This is a genomic window from Pantoea sp. S61, from assembly GCF_016625145.1.
Taxonomy (GTDB): Bacteria; Pseudomonadota; Gammaproteobacteria; order Enterobacterales; family Enterobacteriaceae; genus Pantoea; species Pantoea rwandensis_B.
In genome coordinates this window covers 1-19321 of record NZ_JACVUO010000035.1, presented here as the reverse complement: position 1 = coordinate 19321, position 19321 = coordinate 1, and the positions used below count along the sequence as shown (strand labels likewise).

Below are 19321 nucleotides of genomic sequence, written 5' to 3'. Positions count from 1 at the left end.
GGAGCGCATGCGTCTTACAGTTCCTGCCAGATGTGCGATGGCAGACCGTCGTGCCGGTTGCCAGATTAATCCCGTTAAAGTTAAGCTGGCTGCCTCCGGCAATGGGGTACATATCGAAGCGTAGTCACATTAGCAGAACCCGGCCCGGGGTTGTACAGTGAAATAACTCATCACTGTGCGGATGATTCTGTTTTTGTCCCTGTTGCTGCTTTTTTGCGCTTTGTGGTCTTTTTCCCGTTGGTGTTAATAATACCTTTGCAGTCTGGGTAACGCGTGCAACTCCAGAAATCCCCTTTTTTACCCTTTCGTTTACGCGTGGGCCCCTTGCACAGCGGGCAGGGAGGTGTGACGGGAGCAGTGATTTTCACACTGTCCTGGCGGCCTTTTTCGACAAGGTGACGCGTCCACTGCAGTTGCTTTTGCATAAAGGTGGCAAGCGACATTTTCCCCTGAGAAATATCATCCAGTGCCTGCTCCCATAATGCCGTCATCCCCGGGCTCGTCAGCGTTTCCGGCAGCGCCGCAATTAGCTCCCGGGCCATCTGCGTTGAGTGGATGTGCTTCCCTTTTTTCTCCAGATAGTGACGCTTGAAGAGGGTTTCCAGCACACCCGCTCGCGTCGCCTCGGTGCCCAGACCGGCGTTATCACGCAGTACTTTCTTCAGCTTCGGGTCACTGACAAAACTGGCCGCGTTCTTCATGGCAGCAATCAGCGTCCCCTCCGTGAAGGGTTTGGGCGGACTGGTTTTCATATCCTTAACCTCAGCACCGGTGACAGCGCAGATATCCCCTTTTGCCAGCGCCGGCAGCGCCATACTGTCACCGTCGGCGTCCTCTTCATCGTCATCTTTTTCAGCCTGGAACAATGACTTCCAGCCTGTCACCACACCGACTTTCCCGCGAGTACGGAACAGCTGTCCACCGATATTGAAAGACGCCTCCGTCACGTCAGATTCCTGCAGCGGAAGGAACTGGGCGAAATAATGCTGGCGAATCAGCTGGTAAACCTTCAGCTCATCGTCGCTGAGGCGCGACAAATCAAATGCCTGTCGGGTGGGAATGATGGCATGGTGCGCGGTGATTTTCTTGTCATTCCAGACACGCGAGACAAACTGCCTGTCCAGCTGATTCAGTACCGGGGCCACAGCGGGATCGGATTTTGCCACTGCCGCCAGAACGTCGGGTATTTCTTTTTGCATCGATGTCGGCAGGAAACCGCAGTCTGTACGGGGGTAGGTGGTCGCTTTGTGGGTTTCGTAAAGTGACTGGGCAATAGCGAGCACATCATTTGCGCCCATGCCAAATTTTCGGGAACAGACCTGCTGAAGCGTGCCCAGGTCAAAACAGAGGGGTGCTGCCGTTTTCTCCCGCTTCTGTGTTACCTCAAGAACCGCGGCCCTGCCCTGCTGCTGACACAGCTGTCCCACCGCCCTGGCGGCCTGGGGATTGATGCAACGCTTTTCCTCGTCACAGTACTGCTCAACGGGCACCCAGCCCGCCCGGAACCGGACGCCCTCTTTTTCAATAAGCGCATGTACCTGCCACCAGGGCTTTGGCACGAAGGACGTGATTTCATTATCCCGGTTAACCACCATGGCGAGCGTCGGCGTCTGTACCCGCCCGACGGACAGCACTTCTGACACCCCTGAGTCACGGGCCTTGAGGGTATAGAGGCGGGTCAGGTTCATGCCGATGAGCCAGTCAGCCTGGCTCCGGCCCTTGCCGGCATCATAAAGCAGGGCTGTTTTTTCTCCCCGAAGAATACTGCTCAGTGCTTCCTTCACACTGGCCTCATCCAGGGCTGATAACCAGAGCCGGCGTACTGCGCCACTGTAACTGCAGTATTCCAGCAGCTCACGCGCGATCACCTCTCCCTCGCGGTCGGCATCGGTGGCGATGACCACCTCAGATGCCTTCTTAAGGAGCTTAGTGATAACGGTGAACTGCGATTTTGTCTGCTCCTTGACGACCATTTGCCAGGCCTCAGGCAGCACTGGCAGAACATCGGCACGCCACGGCCTGCCATACTGCTCACCATAGGCTTCAGGGCTGGCAGTTTCGAGCAGATGACCTATCGCCCAGGTCACCACGGTATCACCCCCGCTGATAAAGCCCTGCTCCCGCTTGCTGATGCCAAGCACGCGGGCGATATCCTTTGCCTGGGAGGGTTTTTCACACAGAAAGAGTTGCATACAGTGCCTCCCGCATCAGCGCTTTTCGCCCGCAGCCACAGCGCGGACATCATTCATCAGCTTCGTGACGCCGGATCCGGCCAGACGCTGGGATGACGATGAGCTATAGACGACATAGAGCCTGCTGCCGGACCCGTTTTTCTCGATTTCGATATCCAGGTGATCACGTCCGTTCCAGTCAGACCCCATTTTGTAGTAGCTGCCCGGCATGGCATCCCAGACGGGATGCGCATCATCCTCAGCCGCTGCTTTCCAGTCCCCGTCATGAGAGGACTGCCGCAGTGCCTCAAGCTCCTGCGTGGAGATAAATTTGTAATGTCGCTTCAGGCGGGCCGCTGCGGTATCCACATCGACCGGCACGGAGAACGTTTTGTCGACGGACTGCATGGCCTGTTGCCCCGCCGGACTCATCAGCGGCATGCCGCCACTTTCAGCACTGCTGCTGCCACCCAGAGTCCTGGTCAGGTTTGCAGCTGTGTCACTGACCTGTTTATTAATCGCAGCCCAGTCCGTTGTTGCGCACCCGCTTAATAAAAAGAAGGCGGCAGGAAGAAACAATAAGCGGATCATATTATTTTTCCTCTGGCAGGGGTTTTCGTAAAGGAGGAGAAAAAGAAGAACGCTTCTTACCTGAAAAGATTTCAGGATCGGGTGATCCCAGCTTTTCTTTGGCCTGAAGTGAGGCATGCGTTTGGGCTGCAATGTCAGAACGACTGACTTTGACGGTCCGGTACAGTCGCAAAACACCATATACTTTACGAATGAGGTGGGCACCATGACTCAGTAATTCATCACGCTGGCTGCGGGAAATAAGACCATAATGGGCAGCCTGAAATGCTTTGAGCGCCATCTGGTCATAGCCGACCAGTACCCAGACACATCTGTAACCCAGCGGGGAGCGGCTGAACACGCCTATATTAAGAGGTGATGTGGAAACAATATCGGAAAACGATACCGCAGGGGGAACAGACTTCAATATGACTTCAAGCTCTTCAACCCGGCGCTGGATATGCTCGCCAGCAGCATTCAAAAGCATCTCAACTTTATACATCGCCTCATCTGCCCACGGATTATCTTCAATAGAGTCCTGATAGATGACGCCTGAGCGCTTGATCGCCTGTGGCATACTCATAATGGCATGCCGTCCTTTCTTTTCCCCCGCCTTTGACTGGGATTGCTGGCGACCTTCCCAGAGACGGATAGCATAATTTGAGTGGATCTCGATTTTCAGGGAGGAGGTGAGTCCTCCCGCTTTATCGCTTCGCGTTTCATTTTCTGTAGTCATACAGCCATCTCCTGTTAGATCCCGGTCAGGTTCGACCCGAGGCACTGATACTCTTCAGGTAAGATGTTCCGGACAACAAGAAACCAGATCCGTAATAAAGTGAATTCTTAATGAGAGACGTGAAGGTGTTGGTCAAAAGTAACAAAAACATGACGTTGGTGACCGAAAATGTGCAGCAAGCGGTAGCGGTGTATTTTTTTTAGCCAGTGCTGCCAGTGGCAGCACTGTACATTTCTTAGCCACTGCTGCCACTGGCAGCAGTGTGCATTTTTTAGCCAGTAAAGCTACTGATAGCTCTTTTTTCATACGGCTCAGTCTTTTAGCTTATTGCGGATATCCCTGACCAAATTTCTGATATTTTCTTCTGACACCGGGCGGGCAGAGGGGCGTGGTTCTGGCTTCCACAGCTGCTGTTCAGGACGCTGCACGGGTTTGTACCCGGCACGCTCAGGTGGAACATCAGCCTGACGGGGCGCATACAACTTCCCCTCACGGGCCTTTTTCATCACGGCCAGCAACCAGCCAACCGGATTACTGAGCCGCTGGCGTGACATCACTTTCTGCAGGCTGAGCAGCACAAGTTCCGCCTGCTCCTCAGGCAGTGCCTGCAGCTGAGCGGTCAGCATGGCAATATCTTCTGCCGGGATCAGTTCCTTCAGGCTGTCAGGCAGCACAGATTTGCCCGGTACGTACGTATTTTTATTCACACTGTGTGTGATACTACGTACGTAATGGTTCGGTTTCCGAACCCGGTCATAACCGCCTGATTTTACTGGCAGTACGGATTCCGAACTCAGTGCGTTTTCACAGGATTGAGTACTGAGTTCGGTTTCCGAACCCGGTGTTTTGGCGGCATTTTTTTGCCGGCCCTGACTGAGTCCGGATTCCGAACCCGGTGCAGGATGGGGTATTCGGGCGTGACGTTTTGCCATCTGGCTGGCTGTCTGAGGATGGCCCAGACGCGATTCAATCACGGAAAGATGGCTGCGGTAATGCCGCATGGTGGGGTCATTTTTGATATCGTCAAGAACGTCACGGGCAGTCTGGCTGACGGTGCGGTTTTTACTCAGGCAGGCGTCTGCCACAGTGTCCAGAAAACGGGGATCGAGCGCTTCTGCATCGCTGAATGTCAGCGGCTCATCATGCTGGGCGTAGATATTACCCCGCACCCGCCCTTTATCATCCCGCACGCGTTTGCAGAGACTGAGCCAGCCGGTTATTCGCAGCATCAGCAGGACGCGGCTGACCGTCTCCCTTGATGCCTTTCCTTTTCCGGGCGACGCAAGCTGAAGCTGGAGTTCATCATAGCTCGGGAAAACCGCCCCTTCATTATTCTGTGCATACAGGCGGATCATCATCCAGCCCATTTTGTCCAGCGGGGACAGGCGCGTGTCGAGCAACAGCCGGCGGGGAATGGCGTCATGCACATTGCCGGTAAAGAGCAGGCCGTTACGTATCCGCCCCTCATCCCACCGGGGATTAGCCGCAAGACGGGCATTCATCTTGTCCAGCGTGTAAGCTATCAGGCTTTCTGCAGGCAGAGTCATTATTCTTCCTTTTCTGGCCACCCTCGCGGCCGTTCTGTTCTGTCAGTATGCTTAGTACTGCACCCGAGTACGGGTGCAGGGTAAACAGGCTGGCGTGCCGCTATTTCCGTATGACGCTGTTGTAGCGTTCGTGGCTGAGAAGAAGCCACGTCCGGCCTTCGTTGCGGCTCAGCAGCCGCCAGAACGGGCCCAGATCGATTTTGTAGTAACCACACCCTTTTTCATCGAGCCGGGTGTAATTACGTGCCCCCTGACGGAAGCGGCGAACCTGCCGTAACGCCTTCTGACAGCACTGTGGCGGCGTACCGTGAGGGGCACGCAGACCCGGCGCAACCACCCTGTATTTCATGCCGTTTTCCTTACCGCCGCCCGTGCAGGAGGCGTCTGCATCTCCCGGGTACGGTGCCAGCCGCGAACGGCGTGCCAGACCGACGTCAGCGAGACGTTCATCTGCTCTGCAGCCAGCATCATCACGTCCAGCCCGTCAGCACTTTCCGCATCGTCAACACCTGACTTCTGCCACTGTCGCCAGAGCGCAGCATTATCGTCATCACCGAGCGCATTACCGCGCCCCGGCCGGACATCGATACCGGCAATGCGCCGGCGGGCCGCCACGTCCGTACTCGACAGCCCGAAATAGTGCGCCATCAGCTCAATGGAGCCGCCCAGCGCCAGCGCCCGGTCGATTCGCTGAAGGCGTTTCTGTTCCGTCCGGGCCTGCTGCAGCATACGCACCAGATTGCCGTGATTGATGCCCACACTGATGATCGACACCTCACTGCCGGAAAGGTAGTGCAGCTCTTCGAGCGAGAGCCCCTGCAGCATCTGCATTTCTTCCCGGTTGAGTCCCAGCGATTCGCAGCGGCGCAGATAGCCACTTCTGAGATCCATTACCAGCTGCATCAGAAGCCCGTTCGCAGCCTGAGATAAACTGTTCATCATTCCCCCCTTAATCCTCACGGTAACCGATGGCTGCCGGACCCCGGCCGCTGACACCCTGATGAAGCCGGGCATTCTGCCCGGCCTCGTACCCCTGATAACGTGCTGTGTCTGCCCCGCGGCAGGCTTTCAGCTCGCGGGTTGTGACTGTTTTCATACTGCGGCTTTCCAGCCAGTGGCTCATCACCTGCTGCTCTTCGCGGCTGAGGTCAGCCGCCGATATCACCTCACGCACCCCGCATACCCAGCCGTCACGGAACTGTTCCGCTCTCGCCCGGCGCGTGGCCAGCTTCAGACGCCTGTTCTGGGTTCTGAGATAAGACGTTGTGGCATCTTTCAGCTGGCGCGTCAGCACATCAAAGGCATACGCCGCTATCTCCGGTTTTTCACTGAACCCGTAAAAGGTTACGGCGCGGCGAGACCCGGCAGAGGTCTGACGCCATGAGTAATACGCGCGGCAGCCAAAAGCATGACAGACACCCCACACCATGCTCACCATCCATTCCGGGATTTTTTCAGCCTCCGACGGGGCCGTGCAGGAAGAGACTTCCCGGACGGATGACAGGCCGGCATCAAGTTCGGTGATGCCATACCGTGACATCAGCTTTTGAGCCCGCTGTAGTGCCAGACCGGCCTCATGGGGATTGCTGTTGCTGCGGCCCAGCTCCAGCAGTTTCCTGACCAGGTTCAGCAGCCGCAGCTGCCGCTGTGGGTTATTCATCGGTCTTCTCCTCTTCAGGCGTCACGCCGCGCTGCAGTTCCCGCAGACGGCGCATCACACGCATCAGGCGCAGCAGCTTCATGGCATCATCATCGCTGAGTGCGGGGGCTTCACGCTCCCCCGGCCCGCCGGTGAAAAGCGCTGTCAGGTCACAGACACCGGCCGCCGGATGCACTGCAGGCGCATCGCCGGTCAGGCCCAGCAGGAATGCGGCCGCTTCAGAACACACCTCACCTGCCGCGCCGTAACCGGCGGACATATCGCTGTCGCGTTGCGGCAAAATTTCATCTTCGCAGCCAAGGACTTCACCCAGCTCCCACGCCAGACGAAAGGCGGTATTCTGCAGGTGCTCGATATCGTCCTGATGGGCCGGCACATGCCAGAGGCTGTCATTAATGGGCGGTGCATCATCCCGGGTGGCCACTTCCGGCTCAGGTGTCAGCAGGGAAAGCAGGCCGTCTTCTTCATGTTCTTCAGAGAAGGTAACCAGCCCGCTGACCTCCCCGCCTTCACCTGAAATGACCGGCGCGGCACCGTACATATCCGGCTGAACCTCATGCCGGGGGGACTCAGTAACCGGTGTTTCAGAAAGCGAAGACGCATGACCCGGAACGGGCGATACCGCGCCTCCCGGGGCTTCAGGACGTGAACCGGAGACAGGCAGCGGGACGCCCTCATCCTCATCTGATCCCGTGGCAGGCAGGGCGGGTTCAGGATTTTCAGGCTTGTCTGCGGCAGGCAGGGCAACGGGTTCCGGGTCACCAAAGTGATGCCGGCGGTTGCGTTCTTTGGGGTCAAGCTCCATCATCCAGCGGTCATAGTCCAGCTCCGGATGGGGTAACGCCTGGAGTAAATCACCGATCAGTTCATCACGGAACATCTCAACTGACCACAGTTCCGGCGAGTTGAAGCGGCCACAACACTGACCAAAAACGTCGCTGAAGGATTTTTCGCCTGAGTCTGAAATCAGGCAAAACGCATCCCACACGCGTTCCGCATCATTCCGGAGCGCCAGCAGGGCTGCCACCTGCGGCCTGCCGAGCCCGGACTCCAGCAGGTCAGGGATCCACGGATAAAGATATTTCAGCGTGTCTTCCATGCGGCTGATTGTGGAATTATGAACCGGCAGGCCTTCACGGGTCAGCAGCTCGGACAACTGACGCAATGAAACCGTTTTTCCCATCTGCTCTTCATAAATAGCGCGGGCGCTGTGGATACCCTTCGCCTTTTCAATAAAGCTCAGGTCCCCGCGCACTTCATTCTCGGCCAGGTGGCCGATAACGCACTGCAGCCGTCCCGGCCACGGTTTGAACAGCACATGGACCCGGAAAAACCGGTCTTCGCCGGTCTCCTGCCACAGTTCGGACAGGATCTGATAGCGGGTATTCCCCCCGTCGCTGAAAATGTAGATACCGGGCTCTCCATCCGGATCCCGGGTCACCTTGGGCACGGTGTCCAGCCCGCGCGAGCGGATGGAAGCCTTGATATCGTCATAGCGCGGATTACGTGATGTCCGCGGGTTATCAGGATTGGGGCTTAACTGGTCGAGCGTCAGCACCATGGGCATTTCGGCTGCCGGCATGACGCTGATATTGCCGGCAGCCTGCGACTGGCGTCCCGGCTGCAGCATGGCGGCCCCCACATCAGAACGTTTACGGCTCATGCCTGTTTCCTCCCGCTGTGGTAACCAAAGTCATAACTGCCCTCCTGAAACGCCGAAAACAGCGTGTAACGCCCGTCAAACTTAATTTTCACCGTGCCGGTTGGCCCCTGCCGCTGTTTACCGACAATGATTTCAGCCACCCCTGCATCAGGGGTGCCGGGGTTGTAAACCTCATCCCGGTAGATAAACATGATGAGGTCCGCATCCTGCTCCAGCGCCCCTGAGTCACGCAGATCACCATTGTTGGGGCGTTTATCGGCCCGCTGCTCCACCTGCCGGTTGAGCTGGGAAAGCGCCAGTACCGGGCAGCCCAGCTCTTTACCAAGTGCCTTGAGCGAGCGGGAAATTTCTGAGATTTCCTGGGTACGGTTTTCCTGCTCGGGGGAGCGGACGAGCTGCAGGTAGTCCAGCATGATGAGAGAAGGACGGCCATATTTGCGGACATAGCGACGGGCGCGGGCGCGCAGTGTGGCCGGGGTCTGGTAACTGGTGTCATCGATAATGAGGCGGTTTTGCCACTCAATGATGCGACCGGTGGCCTCAGACACCCGGGCCCAGTCTTCATCATCCATATTGCCGCTGCGAAGCCGGCTCAGCTCCACCCGGCCTTCCATTGCCAGCAGGCGCATCATCAGCTGCTCTGAGGGCATTTCAAGGCTGAACACAAAGACGAAATCGTCAGGTTTTCCTCTTACGGCAGCGGTGCAGGACGCCATCGCCAGGGAGGTTTTCCCCATTGACGGGCGCGCCGCCAGAAGCGCCAGATCGCCTGGCTGCAGACCACAGGTCATCGCGTCCAGTTCGCTGAACCCTGTCGGTGTCCCGGTGAGGCCGTCACTGGCGGTCATGCTTTCCAGCTGCGTCAGCAGTTTACCCAGCGCCTCGTTAACCCCGGTCTCACTGTTGAGCTGCATGGCCCCACGTTCTGCAATGTTGAACAGCTTACCTTCGGCCGACTCAAGGATGCCCGCCGAGTTTGCTTTCGGGGCCTGCACATCGGAGAGAAGACTGTTACCTACCGTCATCAGCTGCCGCAGGCGGCTTTTCTCCGCCACCACTCCCGCGTAAGCCAGGATATTGGCGGCAGAGGGCGTGTTTTTACTCATTTCAGCCAGATAGGCGAAACCACCGCAATGAACCAGATCACCCCGGGTTTCAAGGCGCTCAGTGATGGTAATGAGATCCATCGGCAGCCCTTCCCCGGCAAGCTCAGCCATCACGCGGAAGACCATGCGGTGCGGCCGGGAAAATAAATCCTCCGGTGAGATGTGCAGTATCACCTCATCCCACCGGTCATTATCAAGCATCAGTCCGCCCAGTACGGCCTGCTCAGCCTCATAGGAGCAGGGCATTATCACCTCAGACATAGCGCACCTCCCGGGTCAGAACGTCAGCGAAGCGGGGTTGCCACTCCGGAAACAGTTCACAGGCGAGATCGTGCATGGTGACCGCTGCGGCCGGGCCTTTACGCCGCGTTTTGTACTCCAGACGGTGCACGGGCTGTTGTTTGACGTGACCCAGTTTGAAAATATCCAGCGCCTCGATACGGGTGTCGAGCAGACGATAAACGTCACGGTTGCCCAGCGCCGTGGCATCGTAGTGTTTTTCATTAATGATGGCGGCAAGACCGTCCATCGCTTCACGATCCAGCAGGGTGTTTTCGATGCAGTTGACGAGAATGGAAATATCAGGAAGGCGGATACCGTAATTTTCATACGTTTTCAGGCGGGTAAGCATATGAAGGGAGCCGCGGATAAATTCGCGGACGTCCGGCAGAATGGGTTTTACCACCCCCATCACGTTCCCGGACGATGACAGAAGGGAAAGTTCGGTCATGACGCCTGTTGCACCTTTCGAATCCACAATAATGGCGTCATAACGGGCAAAGAAGGGATGCTGAAGTATGTTACGCAGCCTCAGGCGACCATCCGCAGCATGGAGCATCGCCGTCGGCAATAACTCATCCGGATCGTTGGAGTAAATTACATCAAGATTTTTTATAGCGGTCTGCGAAATGCACTGCGTGTGGTCACTGACCATCTGCATCAGCAGTTCATAGAGGCCGAAAGGCGCTTCAAGCTCCAGCGCAAAGATACTGCTGGCAGTCGGCTGGGAGTAATCCGCATCGACAAGAAGGGTGTTCAGGCCGGCATCAGCAAGAAAGCCAGCAAGGTAAGCAGCAAACGTGGATTTGCCTTCTCCACCTTTGGGAGAGATAACGGGAAGTATTTTCATTTTGCACATCCAAATCAAGGTGTTGGATGCATGCCCAAATGAATAATCACATCTCTATAACAAAGAGGCAAAATCTTTAACATTTCGGCAATGGGATTGAAAATCCCCGTGTCCGTGGTTCGATTCCGCGTCCGGGCACCAACATTTTGAAAACCCAGCTTATGGCTGGGTTTTTGCTTTTCTGCGTTTGTCATTTCTAAACCGGATCCAATTTTCAAATCCCCCTCTCGACTTGATTATGTCCCATTTTATGGACTTAAATCCCCTTAGAGTCACATAAAGTGCAATATAAGGGACTTTATAAAGCATCCGCTTGTCATGACAATAATCCGATAGAGTTCTATAATTAGGACATTAAACGCTTAACAGACGATAAAGTGTCTTTATTGGGACTTTAAAGATATGACTACTCCTTCCGCATCCGCTCTGGCAGAGGACATCGGCCAGAGACTCAAGCAGGCCCGTCTTAATCGTGACTTAACGCAAACGGAGGTTGCTGAGCGCGCAGGTATTGAACGAAAGTCTGTGCTCAATGCTGAAAAAGGAAAAGCGCAGTTCGATGTCTTTATCGCCATCATGATAGCGTTGGAGCTCACAGAAAAGCTGGAGCTGTTTCTGCCACGTCAGGAAATATCCCCGATTCAACTTGCAAAGTTGCAGGGTAAACAAAGGCGTAGAGCTTCAGGGCAACGTAAAGATAAACCGCTCAGGGAGGGAACGTCAGAATGGTAATGGAAGTTATCAATGTTACCTATGCACAACAAGAGGTGGGCGCAGTTAGTTTCGATTTAGAAAAAGGATCGGGGGCATTTGAATATGCACCCAACTTTATCAAACAAGGAATAGAACTTTCTCCTCTCAAAATGCCGCTGGCAACACAAATCTACAGTTTCCCTGAGCTTGCGTTTACGACCTTTAAAGGACTACCCGGTTTGATTGCCGACTCATTACCAGATGATTTTGGTAACGCAGTGCTCAATGCCTGGGTAGCGGGCCAGGGTAAACAACCTGGCGACATTACACCATTGCAACGGCTGCAATACACGGGCAAGCGCGGTATGGGTGCGTTGGAGTACACCCCAGCGACAAAACTTCGCAGTCTCAATGCCTCAAACCCGATTGAAATAGCCTCCCTTATCGTTATCGCACAGGAAATCCTTGATGCCCGAGGAGCCTTCTCAGCAACGCTTCATCGAGACGGAGAGGAGGATCGTGAAGCCATGCTTTCGCTGTTATCAGTGGGCATGAGTGCGGGTGGAGCAAGGCCTAAAGCTGTTCTCGCATTTAATAAAGATTTCACCCAAGTGCGGTCTGGTCAGGCCATGGTCCCGGATGATTACACACACTACTTGATGAAATTTGATGGCGTGAGTGAACATAATCGCAGTCAGGAAACCTTTGGTGATCCATTGGGATTTGGGGCCATGGAGTACGTTTATTATCAAATGGCAACAGCCTGTGGTATCGAGATGATGCATTCGCAATTATTGTCGGAAGGTCATCGGCGCCATTTCATAACTCAGCGCTTTGACCGTATTGGAAATCACAAAATCCATGTACAGACTCTGAATGGACTGGCCCATGTCGATTATAAAAAGCCCGGCTCATTTTCTTATGCAGAGCTGTTCAGCGTAGCGCGACAGCTCAAGCTTCCCGCGCGTGATGCAGAACAGCTAATAAAAAGGATGGTCTTTAATATTGTGGCACGCAACCATGACGATCATGCCAAGAACTTTGCTTTCATGCTGAAGGACAACAAATGGCAATTGGCTCCAGCTTACGATCTGGCCTACAGCTATAAACCCGGTAGTAAGTGGGTTAACAGCCATTGGATGACATTGAATGGTAAACGCGATGATTTCACCCGCAATGACTTCTACGCATTAGAAAAAATAAGCCCACTCTTCAACAAACGCAATCTGGATCGGGTCATTGATGAAACAGTCGAAACTGTGGCGCAGTGGCCTCTTCTCGCTCGTGATCAGGAAGTGCCCAATTCATTGATTGCCGAGGTCAGCAATAACCTGCGTTTGTCACTCTGAGTCATCGGCTGTTTCAGCTTAATGATTAAACAGCATTGTACCGGGATTGATAACCCATGAGCAGCATTCATAAGCTCATGCCAATTGCCCCTACAGTCATCAGAGGCCTTCCCCGCTATGCTTGCCGCATCACTCATTACTCAAGGCGGGAGACACAATGAAAGAGATGATGGTGGTTATCGGGGCAGGTGCGATTGGACAAGCTATCGCGCGTCGCGTGAGCCAGGGTAAAACCGTGCTGCTGGCAGACCTCAACACGGAAAACTGCGCAGCCGCCGCACAAACCTTACGTGATGCAGGCTTTACAGTAGAAACCAGCCAGGTCGATGTCAGTTCGCGTCAATCGATTCAACATCTGGTGCAGCAGGCCACTGCACTGGGCGCCATCAAAGGTGTGATTCATTCGGCGGGTGTCTCGCCTTCTCAGGCTAGTCCCGCCACCATTTTGCAGGTCGATCTCTACGGTACGGCCGTGGTGTTGGAAGAGTTCGGTCCGCACATCGCGTCAGGCGGTTGCGGAATCGTGATTGCTTCGCAATCCGGGCATCGACTGCCTGCGCTCACGGTAGAACAAAACGAAGCGTTAGCCATCACGCCAACTGAGGATTTGCTCAGCCTGCCATTTTTGCAGAACACCGCATTCAGCGATCCTTTGCTGGCCTATCAATATGCCAAACGCGGCAACGCTCTGCTTGTGATGGCCGAAGCGGCGAAATGGGGCCAGCGTGGCGCGCGCGTCAACAGCATCAGCCCCGGCATCATCTTTACGCCCCTGGCGAATGATGAACTGAATGGCCCACGCGGTGCGGGCTATCGCAATATGCTGGCAAAATCACCGGTCGGCCGAGGCGGAACCGCCGACGAAGTTGCCGCGCTGGCCGCCCTCATCATGGGGCCTGAAGGCGGCTATATCAGCGGCAGTGATTTTCTGATGGATGGTGGCGTGACGGCATCTTATTGGTACGGTGATTTGAAACCCTGATTCACTTCCCCGCCGAATATCTTCTTCGGCGGGCTAAATAAATAATATGCAATACGCTCAGCCATACTTTAAAAGTATTTAGCCATAACAATATCCAATAAAATTATTAATCAGCGATTTAAATAAGGTGGGAATATTATTTCGTGATCCTGATTTTATTCGCTGTAACACCGTATTCGTAACACACCGTTAATCCCTTACACTCTCCTGAATTCAGTGAATTATCCATTCACTGATCATCTGAAAATAAAACTCAGTTTATTAACCGGCGAGATTCGCTGGTCATCATTTATCGATTACAAGTTAATAACCCTGACAGGAGAAATAAAATGACCGCAGGAAATCGTATTTATTTACGCCGCCCTTCCGATGCCGAGCCCTTACTGGAAGCGTTCCGCCGTTTACCCGCTGCGGTAGTCGCCGACTGCATGAGTCGCTTGCCTGCACTATCCGCAGAGATCAGCCTGAAAACTGCGCCTAAAGCCCCCATCATGTGCGGCCTGGCAGTTACCGTGAAGGCGCGCTCTGGCGATAACCTGATGTTGCATAAAGCGCTGGATATGGCCGGGCCGAACGATGTGATTATCCTGTCGAATGAGGGTGACCGCAGCCAATCATTGATGGGTGAAGTGATGGCCACTTACGCCATACAGCGCGGTATGGCAGGCATCGTTCTGGATGGTCCGGTACGCGATATTGAGGGTTTATCCCGCATGGATTTTCCGATTTATGCCGCCGGACACACGCCTGGTGGCCCTTTCAAAGATGGCCCAGGCGAAATCAACGTGCCGATTGCCTGCGGTAAAATTCACGTTTCACCGGGTGATATCGTTTTGGGCGATGCCGATGGCGTGATCGTCATTCCACGCCAGGATGCCGCGCGCATTCTCGAAGCGGCACAAGCTTACTTGATCGTCGATGAACACAACTTTGAGCTGGCGAAAACCGGTTCTCTGGAACGCGGTTGGCTGGCGGAAGCACTGCAAAACAAGCAGGTGGAAATTATCGATGATGTTTATCGGTAACGTGCCAGCATGACAGCGAAGAATTGCAAAGGTCATCATCCATGGTGGCCTGTCTTTCGCTGAGCGCGCAGCTAAATAACCCGCAATAGCACCGCATCACGGCGTACTGCTCACTATCGCCAATTTGCGCTGACGGTTTTCCCGCCATACCGCAAAGATCCCAGCCAGCGCCACAATCGAAGCACCAAAGAGGGTTGTCGTGCCTGGCAAGCTATTGAGGAACAGATAGCCAATCAGCATCGACCACACCAGCGTAGTGTAATCAAACGGTGCCAGCAGCGAGGCATCAGCATAGCGCAGGCTGAGCGTCACCAGAATTTGGGCCAGACCGCCAAATAAACCACAGCCCACCAACAGCAGCAACTGCAAGCCGGTGGGCTTTACCCAGCCGAAAAATGCCGTTGCCAGGCCAATCAACGTCGTCATCAGCGAAAAATAGAACACGATCGCGCCCGGTTTTTCGATGCCATTCAAAAAACGGATCTGCACATTCGAGGTGGCCGTACAGAGTGCCGCAATCAATGCAAAAGCAACACCAAGGCTGGCCGTGGCGCTGCTGGCACCGCCTGCCAACACGCCGCCGCTAGCCGCAAGACTGGAGGAGAGCATAATCAGAATGCCCGACAATCCTACCACCACGGCCACCCAACGCGACACGCGCACCCGCTCCTTCAACAGCATCGCCGCCATGATCACCGTGAAAAGCGGTGCGGCGTAACTCAGTGCGGTGGCATCCGCCAGCGAGATATACACCAGCGCCAGATAGTTAAAATACATGCCGCCGGTGCCAGAGAAACCGCGAATGAAATGGCCAAACAGATTCCGCGTTTTGAGATTCTCCAGCACGTTACCCTGCATTTTCAGCCAAATTAACAGTGGAAATAGCGCGATAAAGCTGCGGAAAAAAATCACTTCGCCGGTGGGGATAGCACCGTTCAGACCTTTAACACAGGCCAGCATCAGCGTGGCGCTGAGTGCGGCGAATATCTTTAATAACACGCCTAATCGGGGATTCATGCTCTCACTCTTCTCTCTCTACCACGTGCAATCGGCGGGGCTGCCGAGAGGACAACGCGTCTAACACTAGGGAGAAAAATGTGCGCTGGATAACACTTTTTCGCTCTGCCTGAATAGAAATAACTTATCGCCATCGGTCATATCATTTCCCTATTGCATAACACGCTTTCCCTCTTTTTCGCCGCAAAACAAAGCCGATATAGTCCAGAAAAGCGAGATTTTGCGCTCCTAAGCAGTATCCACCCTTGAGGGAATGCACATGACCATGAAAAAACTGACCACCCTTGGCCTGGCAATGCTGCCGTTGCTGGCTGTTTCGGCGGCGCAGGCAGATATGATGGCGAACATTAAATCGAGCGGTGAACTGAAATGCGCCGTTTACTCCGATGTACCGCCCTTCTCTTCGCCAGATCCGCAAACGCGTCAGCTGGCTGGCATGGATATCGACCTGTGCAACGCTCTGGCCAGGCAGATGAACGTCAAACTGACTCTGGTGCCAACCTCTGTTGAAGCGCGTATCGCGGTGATCGCCACCGGCCGTGCCGATGTGTTGATTGCTAACCTGGCCTACACCAAAACGCGTGGCAATCAGATCCAGTTCAGCGATCCTTACTACGTGGCGAAAGAGATGCTGCTGGTGAAAGCGCCGCTGGCAGATAAACCACTGGAGTACTTCAAAGGCAAACGTATCAGCGCCACCAAGGGCACCACGTCCGAGCAATCGATCCACATCAAAGGCGGTAAAGCCGTTACCTTCCAGGATTCTGCCTCCGCCTTCCTGGCACTGGAGCAGAACAAATCGGTGGGCTTTGTCACTAACACCATGACCGGGATGAAAACCATCGCCCAGGCGAAAAAAGACGGCATCAATCTGGCGATGGTGAAGGAGCCAATGGCGCTGGAACCGATTGGAGTCGGCATGAAAAAGGATGAGCCTGCCCTGCTGGCCAGCGTTAATAGCGGCCTGAAAGCGATGGACGACGATGGCACCATCGACAAAATCTGGAACACCTGGATTGGGCCAAATACCGAATACAAAATGGTGCGCGAAGAGCGCGTACAGCCGCTCTCCGGCCTGAAATTTGAACCACTGGAATAATCATGCCCGTGATGTCGCAACCGGATATCCAGCCCGCCAGCGCATCTGCGCTGGCTTGTTCCTCTTCGATTACGCTCTCCACCATCGGTGCCCGCGCGTGGCTGGTGGAAGCACCGGGCGGATTCGATCTCTCCGCTCAACGCCGCATCTGGTCACTGGCACGTTTGCTGCAGGCGGATGAGGCGGTTGAAGCCCTGATCCCCGGCGTCACCAATTTGCTGGTGCTATTCCGACACATCCCCCAGGACGAAGCCGCCATACGTGCCTCGCTGCATGCCGCCTGGGATCAAGCGCAGGCGATCAGTCCGCAGGGCAAACTGATTGAAATCCCGGTCTATTATGGCGGCGAGCACGCCACCGATTTGGATGCGGTTTGCCGTCACACCGGATTCAGCGCACGCGAAGTGGTGCGGCGTCACCATCAAAGCGAATACACCGTGTTTGCTCTCGGCAGCGCGCCGGGCTTTGGTTACTTGCATGGGCTCGATCCGCTATTAGCCACGCCACGCAAGAAAGTCCCATCGCTCAGCATGTTGAAAGGTACCGTTACCATTGGCGGTGCCCAGGCGGGTGTCTCTGCACTGACTGGCCCCAACGGCTGGAACGCCATCGGTTTTGCCGAGCTGGAAGTGTTTGATCCTCTGGCTGAGTCCCCCGCGCTGATGGCACCGGGCGATCGTATCCGTTTTCTGCCGCAGAGGATTGAACTGTGATCGAAATTGAACAGAGTGGCGCGCTGAACACCGTTCAGGATCTGGGCCGTTTCAACTTCCGCCATATGGGCGTCTCGGTGAGTGGTGTGATGGATCCGCTAGCGTTACGTGCGGGTAATCTGCTGCTGGGTAATGCTGAGAATGCGGCTGCGGTTGAAGTGCAACTGTTCCCGTTTCGCGTCCGATTTTTGCAGGACAGCAGCATCGCTGTAACCGGCGCTGACTGCCGCACCACCCTTGATGGTGCGCCCTTACCGCCCTGGTGGGGCTGCGGCGTGCGTGCCGGACAGGTGCTGGAAATGCGTTACCCGCGCAGTGGCGCACGCGGTTATCTCTGTATAGCGGGCGGTATTGATGTGCCAATGGTGCTGGGTTCGCGCAGCACGGCACTGCGCGGCGGCTTTGGTGGTTTGGAAGGCCGCCCACTGCAGCGTGGCGACCGCCTGGCGCTGGGTGAAACACAGGCTTCCCCATTGCCCACCAGCGGTATCGGTATTGAGCCGCCCGACAGCGCCCTGCGTTCACATTTCCCGCGTAACAGCGCAGGTGAGATTCAGTTGCGCGCCATTCCATCCGGCGAATATCCCTTGTTTGCTGCCGATGCCGGACGCTTCTGGCAGCAATCATGGCAGGTCTCCAATCAAAGCAATCGCACCGGATATCGACTGGCGGGCGATCCGATTTTCCCGTCACAAACCATTGAGATGCGCTCTTACGGGCTCATACCTGGCATTGTGCAGGTGCCGCCCGGCGGCGAGCCGATCATTCAGCTCAGCGATGCCAACACTGCGGGCGGTTATCCCAAGATCGCCGGGGTGATCGAGCAGGATCTGTGGCGTTTAGGACAGGTATTACCCGGCCAATCGATCCAGCTGATCCAGAGCGATACGCGTGAGGCCATCGCCATCGAGCAACAGGTCGCAGGCTGGCTGAGCCGCTTACGTGTGAGCTGCCCACCGCTGCGTAAAGCGTTAACCGCATAATTTTCCGAAGGAACCCAAACCATGAAGATTGATGTGAACTCCGATATGGGCGAAGGCTTCGGCGTTTATCAGCTGTGCGATGACGCCGCGCTGATGAAAGTGGTCTCCTCAGCCAATATCGCCTGTGGATTCCACGCCGGCGATCCGGCGATCATGACCCGAATGGTGCGACTGGCGAAAGAGAACGGTGTCGGCATTGGTGCGCATCCTGGCTTGCCCGATCGTCAGGGCTTTGGGCGTCGCGAGCTGCCGTTCAGTGTCGAAGAGATCTGCCAGCAGGTCGCTTATCAACTCGGCGCGCTGACAGCGATTGCTCACGTAGAAGGCACGAAGGTGTCGCACTTTAGCTTCCACGCTGCGATGGGCAATATCGTCAATCGCGACGAGGCATTAGCGCAGCAGGTCATGACGCTCGTTGCCCGTATCAATGCGGATCTGATTGTGTTCGCACAACCCGATACCATTATTGAGCGAGCGGCACAGGCAGCGGGCTTGAAAACCCTGACGCTGTTTCTCGCCGACCGCGCCTACGATGCTCAAGGGCGCTTAGTGCCGCGCGGCATTGCTGGCTCGGTGATCAAAGAGGAAACGGCGCTGCGTGCCCGCGTGCGGCAGTTCCTGCAGCATGGCACTGTCACCACCTTCGAAGGGGAAGTGATAGCTGTCCGCGCGCGTTCGATCCTGGTGCACAGCGATACGCCGGGTTCATTGGCCCTCGCCAGCATCGTACGCAGTGAAATCGAAGCCAGCGGCCATCAGGTGGCACCGGCTGCAGAAGTGCTTGCTCAGTAACGTTTTTTCATCGCCCAAATAAAAATGGCTGCCCTTCGGCATAATGCTTGTCAGTTAAGATCTTAATGGAGGCCGCAACGGATAAC

Annotated in this window: 19 protein-coding genes; 8 read left to right on the top strand and 11 right to left on the bottom strand. The window is 55.3% G+C overall.

The genetic code is table 11. The features are described 5' to 3' along the window. Positions 1 to 170 precede the first annotated feature (170 nt). From IAE30_RS29055 to IAE30_RS29010, 10 genes are all read right to left on the bottom strand, one after another. On the bottom strand, positions 171 to 2192 hold the full coding sequence (locus IAE30_RS29055) for a DNA topoisomerase III (RefSeq protein ID WP_200681555.1): 2022 nt from the start codon (positions 2190 to 2192) through the stop codon (positions 171 to 173). A 15-nt stretch (positions 2193 to 2207) separates the two neighbouring features. Further along, a complete protein-coding gene (locus IAE30_RS29050) occupies positions 2208 to 2762 on the bottom strand; it encodes a hypothetical protein (protein WP_200681554.1) in 555 nt (184 codons plus the stop codon). Between the two features lies 1 nt (position 2763). Continuing rightward, positions 2764 to 3477 carry a PFL_4669 family integrating conjugative element protein gene (locus tag IAE30_RS29045; protein ID WP_200681553.1) on the bottom strand — a complete coding sequence of 238 codons (714 nt, stop codon included), beginning with the start codon at positions 3475 to 3477 and terminating at the stop codon, positions 2764 to 2766. 311 nt (positions 3478 to 3788) lie between these two features. Beyond that, the gene (locus IAE30_RS29040) at positions 3789 to 5024 is read right to left on the bottom strand and encodes an STY4528 family pathogenicity island replication protein (RefSeq protein WP_200681552.1); all 1236 of its coding nucleotides are present in this window, start codon (positions 5022 to 5024) and stop codon (positions 3789 to 3791) included. 100 nt (positions 5025 to 5124) lie between these two features. After that, positions 5125 to 5373: a hypothetical protein gene (locus IAE30_RS29035; protein WP_200681550.1), complete on the bottom strand. Its 249-nt coding sequence runs from the start codon at positions 5371 to 5373 to the stop codon at positions 5125 to 5127. Beyond that, positions 5370 to 5966: a DUF2857 domain-containing protein gene (locus IAE30_RS29030; RefSeq protein ID WP_147199769.1), complete on the bottom strand. Its 597-nt coding sequence runs from the start codon at positions 5964 to 5966 to the stop codon at positions 5370 to 5372. The genes IAE30_RS29035 and IAE30_RS29030 overlap by 4 nt, the downstream gene beginning before the upstream one ends. 7 nt (positions 5967 to 5973) lie before the next feature. Continuing rightward, the gene (locus IAE30_RS29025) at positions 5974 to 6684 is read right to left on the bottom strand and encodes a DUF2786 domain-containing protein (protein WP_200681549.1); all 711 of its coding nucleotides are present in this window, start codon (positions 6682 to 6684) and stop codon (positions 5974 to 5976) included. Next, positions 6677 to 8347, bottom strand: coding sequence for a ParB family protein (locus IAE30_RS29020; RefSeq protein WP_200681548.1), 1671 nt, complete (start codon positions 8345 to 8347; stop codon positions 6677 to 6679). Before IAE30_RS29020 ends, IAE30_RS29025 begins: the two co-directional genes overlap by 8 nt. Next, a complete protein-coding gene (gene dnaB-PI / locus IAE30_RS29015) occupies positions 8344 to 9714 on the bottom strand; it encodes an SPI-7-type island replicative DNA helicase (RefSeq protein WP_200681547.1) in 1371 nt (456 codons plus the stop codon). Before dnaB-PI ends, IAE30_RS29020 begins: the two co-directional genes overlap by 4 nt. After that, positions 9707 to 10582 (bottom strand): ParA family protein, encoded by an 876-nt coding sequence (locus IAE30_RS29010; protein WP_200681546.1) that lies wholly within the window; start codon positions 10580 to 10582, stop codon positions 9707 to 9709. Before IAE30_RS29010 ends, dnaB-PI begins: the two co-directional genes overlap by 8 nt. Before the next feature lie 402 nt (positions 10583 to 10984). Between IAE30_RS29010 and IAE30_RS29005 the strand changes: the two genes are divergently transcribed. From IAE30_RS29005 to IAE30_RS28990, 4 genes are all read left to right on the top strand, one after another. Then, entirely contained in the window at positions 10985 to 11314 is a 330-nt protein-coding gene (locus IAE30_RS29005) for a helix-turn-helix transcriptional regulator (RefSeq protein ID WP_200681545.1), read from the top strand. Beyond that, a complete protein-coding gene (locus tag IAE30_RS29000) occupies positions 11308 to 12624 on the top strand; it encodes a type II toxin-antitoxin system HipA family toxin (protein ID WP_038643510.1) in 1317 nt (438 codons plus the stop codon). Before IAE30_RS29005 ends, IAE30_RS29000 begins: the two co-directional genes overlap by 7 nt. Before the next feature lie 157 nt (positions 12625 to 12781). Then, a complete protein-coding gene (locus IAE30_RS28995; protein ID WP_200681544.1) occupies positions 12782 to 13606 on the top strand; it encodes an SDR family oxidoreductase in 825 nt (274 codons plus the stop codon). Between the two features lie 329 nt (positions 13607 to 13935). Next, a complete protein-coding gene (locus tag IAE30_RS28990; RefSeq protein WP_200538042.1) occupies positions 13936 to 14631 on the top strand; it encodes an RraA family protein in 696 nt (231 codons plus the stop codon). 96 nt (positions 14632 to 14727) lie between these two features. Here the strand turns inward: IAE30_RS28990 and IAE30_RS28985 are convergent, their stop codons facing one another. Continuing rightward, positions 14728 to 15648, bottom strand: a complete 921-nt coding sequence (locus IAE30_RS28985; protein ID WP_200681543.1) for a DMT family transporter — start codon at positions 15646 to 15648, stop codon at positions 14728 to 14730. Between the two features lie 259 nt (positions 15649 to 15907). On the opposite strand from IAE30_RS28985, the gene IAE30_RS28980 reads away from it, so the two are divergent. From IAE30_RS28980 to IAE30_RS28965, 4 genes are read left to right on the top strand one after another with little or no spacing between them, the layout of a single operon-like run. Next, positions 15908 to 16747, top strand: a complete 840-nt coding sequence (locus tag IAE30_RS28980; RefSeq protein ID WP_200681541.1) for a transporter substrate-binding domain-containing protein — start codon at positions 15908 to 15910, stop codon at positions 16745 to 16747. An 11-nt stretch (positions 16748 to 16758) separates the two neighbouring features. Further along, a complete protein-coding gene (gene pxpB, locus IAE30_RS28975; protein ID WP_370585643.1) occupies positions 16759 to 17460 on the top strand; it encodes a 5-oxoprolinase subunit PxpB in 702 nt (233 codons plus the stop codon). Then, positions 17457 to 18443 (top strand): biotin-dependent carboxyltransferase family protein, encoded by a 987-nt coding sequence (locus IAE30_RS28970; protein ID WP_200681538.1) that lies wholly within the window; start codon positions 17457 to 17459, stop codon positions 18441 to 18443. Before pxpB ends, IAE30_RS28970 begins: the two co-directional genes overlap by 4 nt. Positions 18444 to 18464: 21 nt before the next feature. Then, positions 18465 to 19235 (top strand): 5-oxoprolinase subunit PxpA, encoded by a 771-nt coding sequence (locus tag IAE30_RS28965; RefSeq protein ID WP_200681536.1) that lies wholly within the window; start codon positions 18465 to 18467, stop codon positions 19233 to 19235. Positions 19236 to 19321: the final 86 nt, after the last annotated feature.

Bases quoted from the DNA above. Each gene is read 5' to 3' on its own strand.
- IAE30_RS29055 (WP_200681555.1), bottom strand. From the start codon at position 2,192: ATGCAACTCTTTCTGTGTGAAAAACCCTCCCAGGCAAAGGATATCGCC.
- IAE30_RS29050 (WP_200681554.1), bottom strand. From the start codon at position 2,762: ATGATCCGCTTATTGTTTCTTCCTGCCGCCTTCTTTTTATTAAGCGGG.
- IAE30_RS29045 (WP_200681553.1), bottom strand. From the start codon at position 3,477: ATGACTACAGAAAATGAAACGCGAAGCGATAAAGCGGGAGGACTCACC.
- IAE30_RS29040 (WP_200681552.1), bottom strand. From the start codon at position 5,024: ATGACTCTGCCTGCAGAAAGCCTGATAGCTTACACGCTGGACAAGATG.
- IAE30_RS29035 (WP_200681550.1), bottom strand. From the start codon at position 5,373: ATGAAATACAGGGTGGTTGCGCCGGGTCTGCGTGCCCCTCACGGTACG.
- IAE30_RS29030 (WP_147199769.1), bottom strand. From the start codon at position 5,966: ATGATGAACAGTTTATCTCAGGCTGCGAACGGGCTTCTGATGCAGCTG.
- IAE30_RS29025 (WP_200681549.1), bottom strand. From the start codon at position 6,684: ATGAATAACCCACAGCGGCAGCTGCGGCTGCTGAACCTGGTCAGGAAA.
- IAE30_RS29020 (WP_200681548.1), bottom strand. From the start codon at position 8,347: ATGAGCCGTAAACGTTCTGATGTGGGGGCCGCCATGCTGCAGCCGGGA.
- dnaB-PI (WP_200681547.1), bottom strand. From the start codon at position 9,714: ATGTCTGAGGTGATAATGCCCTGCTCCTATGAGGCTGAGCAGGCCGTA.
- IAE30_RS29010 (WP_200681546.1), bottom strand. From the start codon at position 10,582: ATGAAAATACTTCCCGTTATCTCTCCCAAAGGTGGAGAAGGCAAATCC.
- IAE30_RS29005 (WP_200681545.1), top strand. From the start codon at position 10,985: ATGACTACTCCTTCCGCATCCGCTCTGGCAGAGGACATCGGCCAGAGA.
- IAE30_RS29000 (WP_038643510.1), top strand. From the start codon at position 11,308: ATGGTAATGGAAGTTATCAATGTTACCTATGCACAACAAGAGGTGGGC.
- IAE30_RS28995 (WP_200681544.1), top strand. From the start codon at position 12,782: ATGAAAGAGATGATGGTGGTTATCGGGGCAGGTGCGATTGGACAAGCT.
- IAE30_RS28990 (WP_200538042.1), top strand. From the start codon at position 13,936: ATGACCGCAGGAAATCGTATTTATTTACGCCGCCCTTCCGATGCCGAG.
- IAE30_RS28985 (WP_200681543.1), bottom strand. From the start codon at position 15,648: ATGAATCCCCGATTAGGCGTGTTATTAAAGATATTCGCCGCACTCAGC.
- IAE30_RS28980 (WP_200681541.1), top strand. From the start codon at position 15,908: ATGACCATGAAAAAACTGACCACCCTTGGCCTGGCAATGCTGCCGTTG.
- pxpB (WP_370585643.1), top strand. From the start codon at position 16,759: ATGTCGCAACCGGATATCCAGCCCGCCAGCGCATCTGCGCTGGCTTGT.
- IAE30_RS28965 (WP_200681536.1), top strand. From the start codon at position 18,465: ATGAAGATTGATGTGAACTCCGATATGGGCGAAGGCTTCGGCGTTTAT.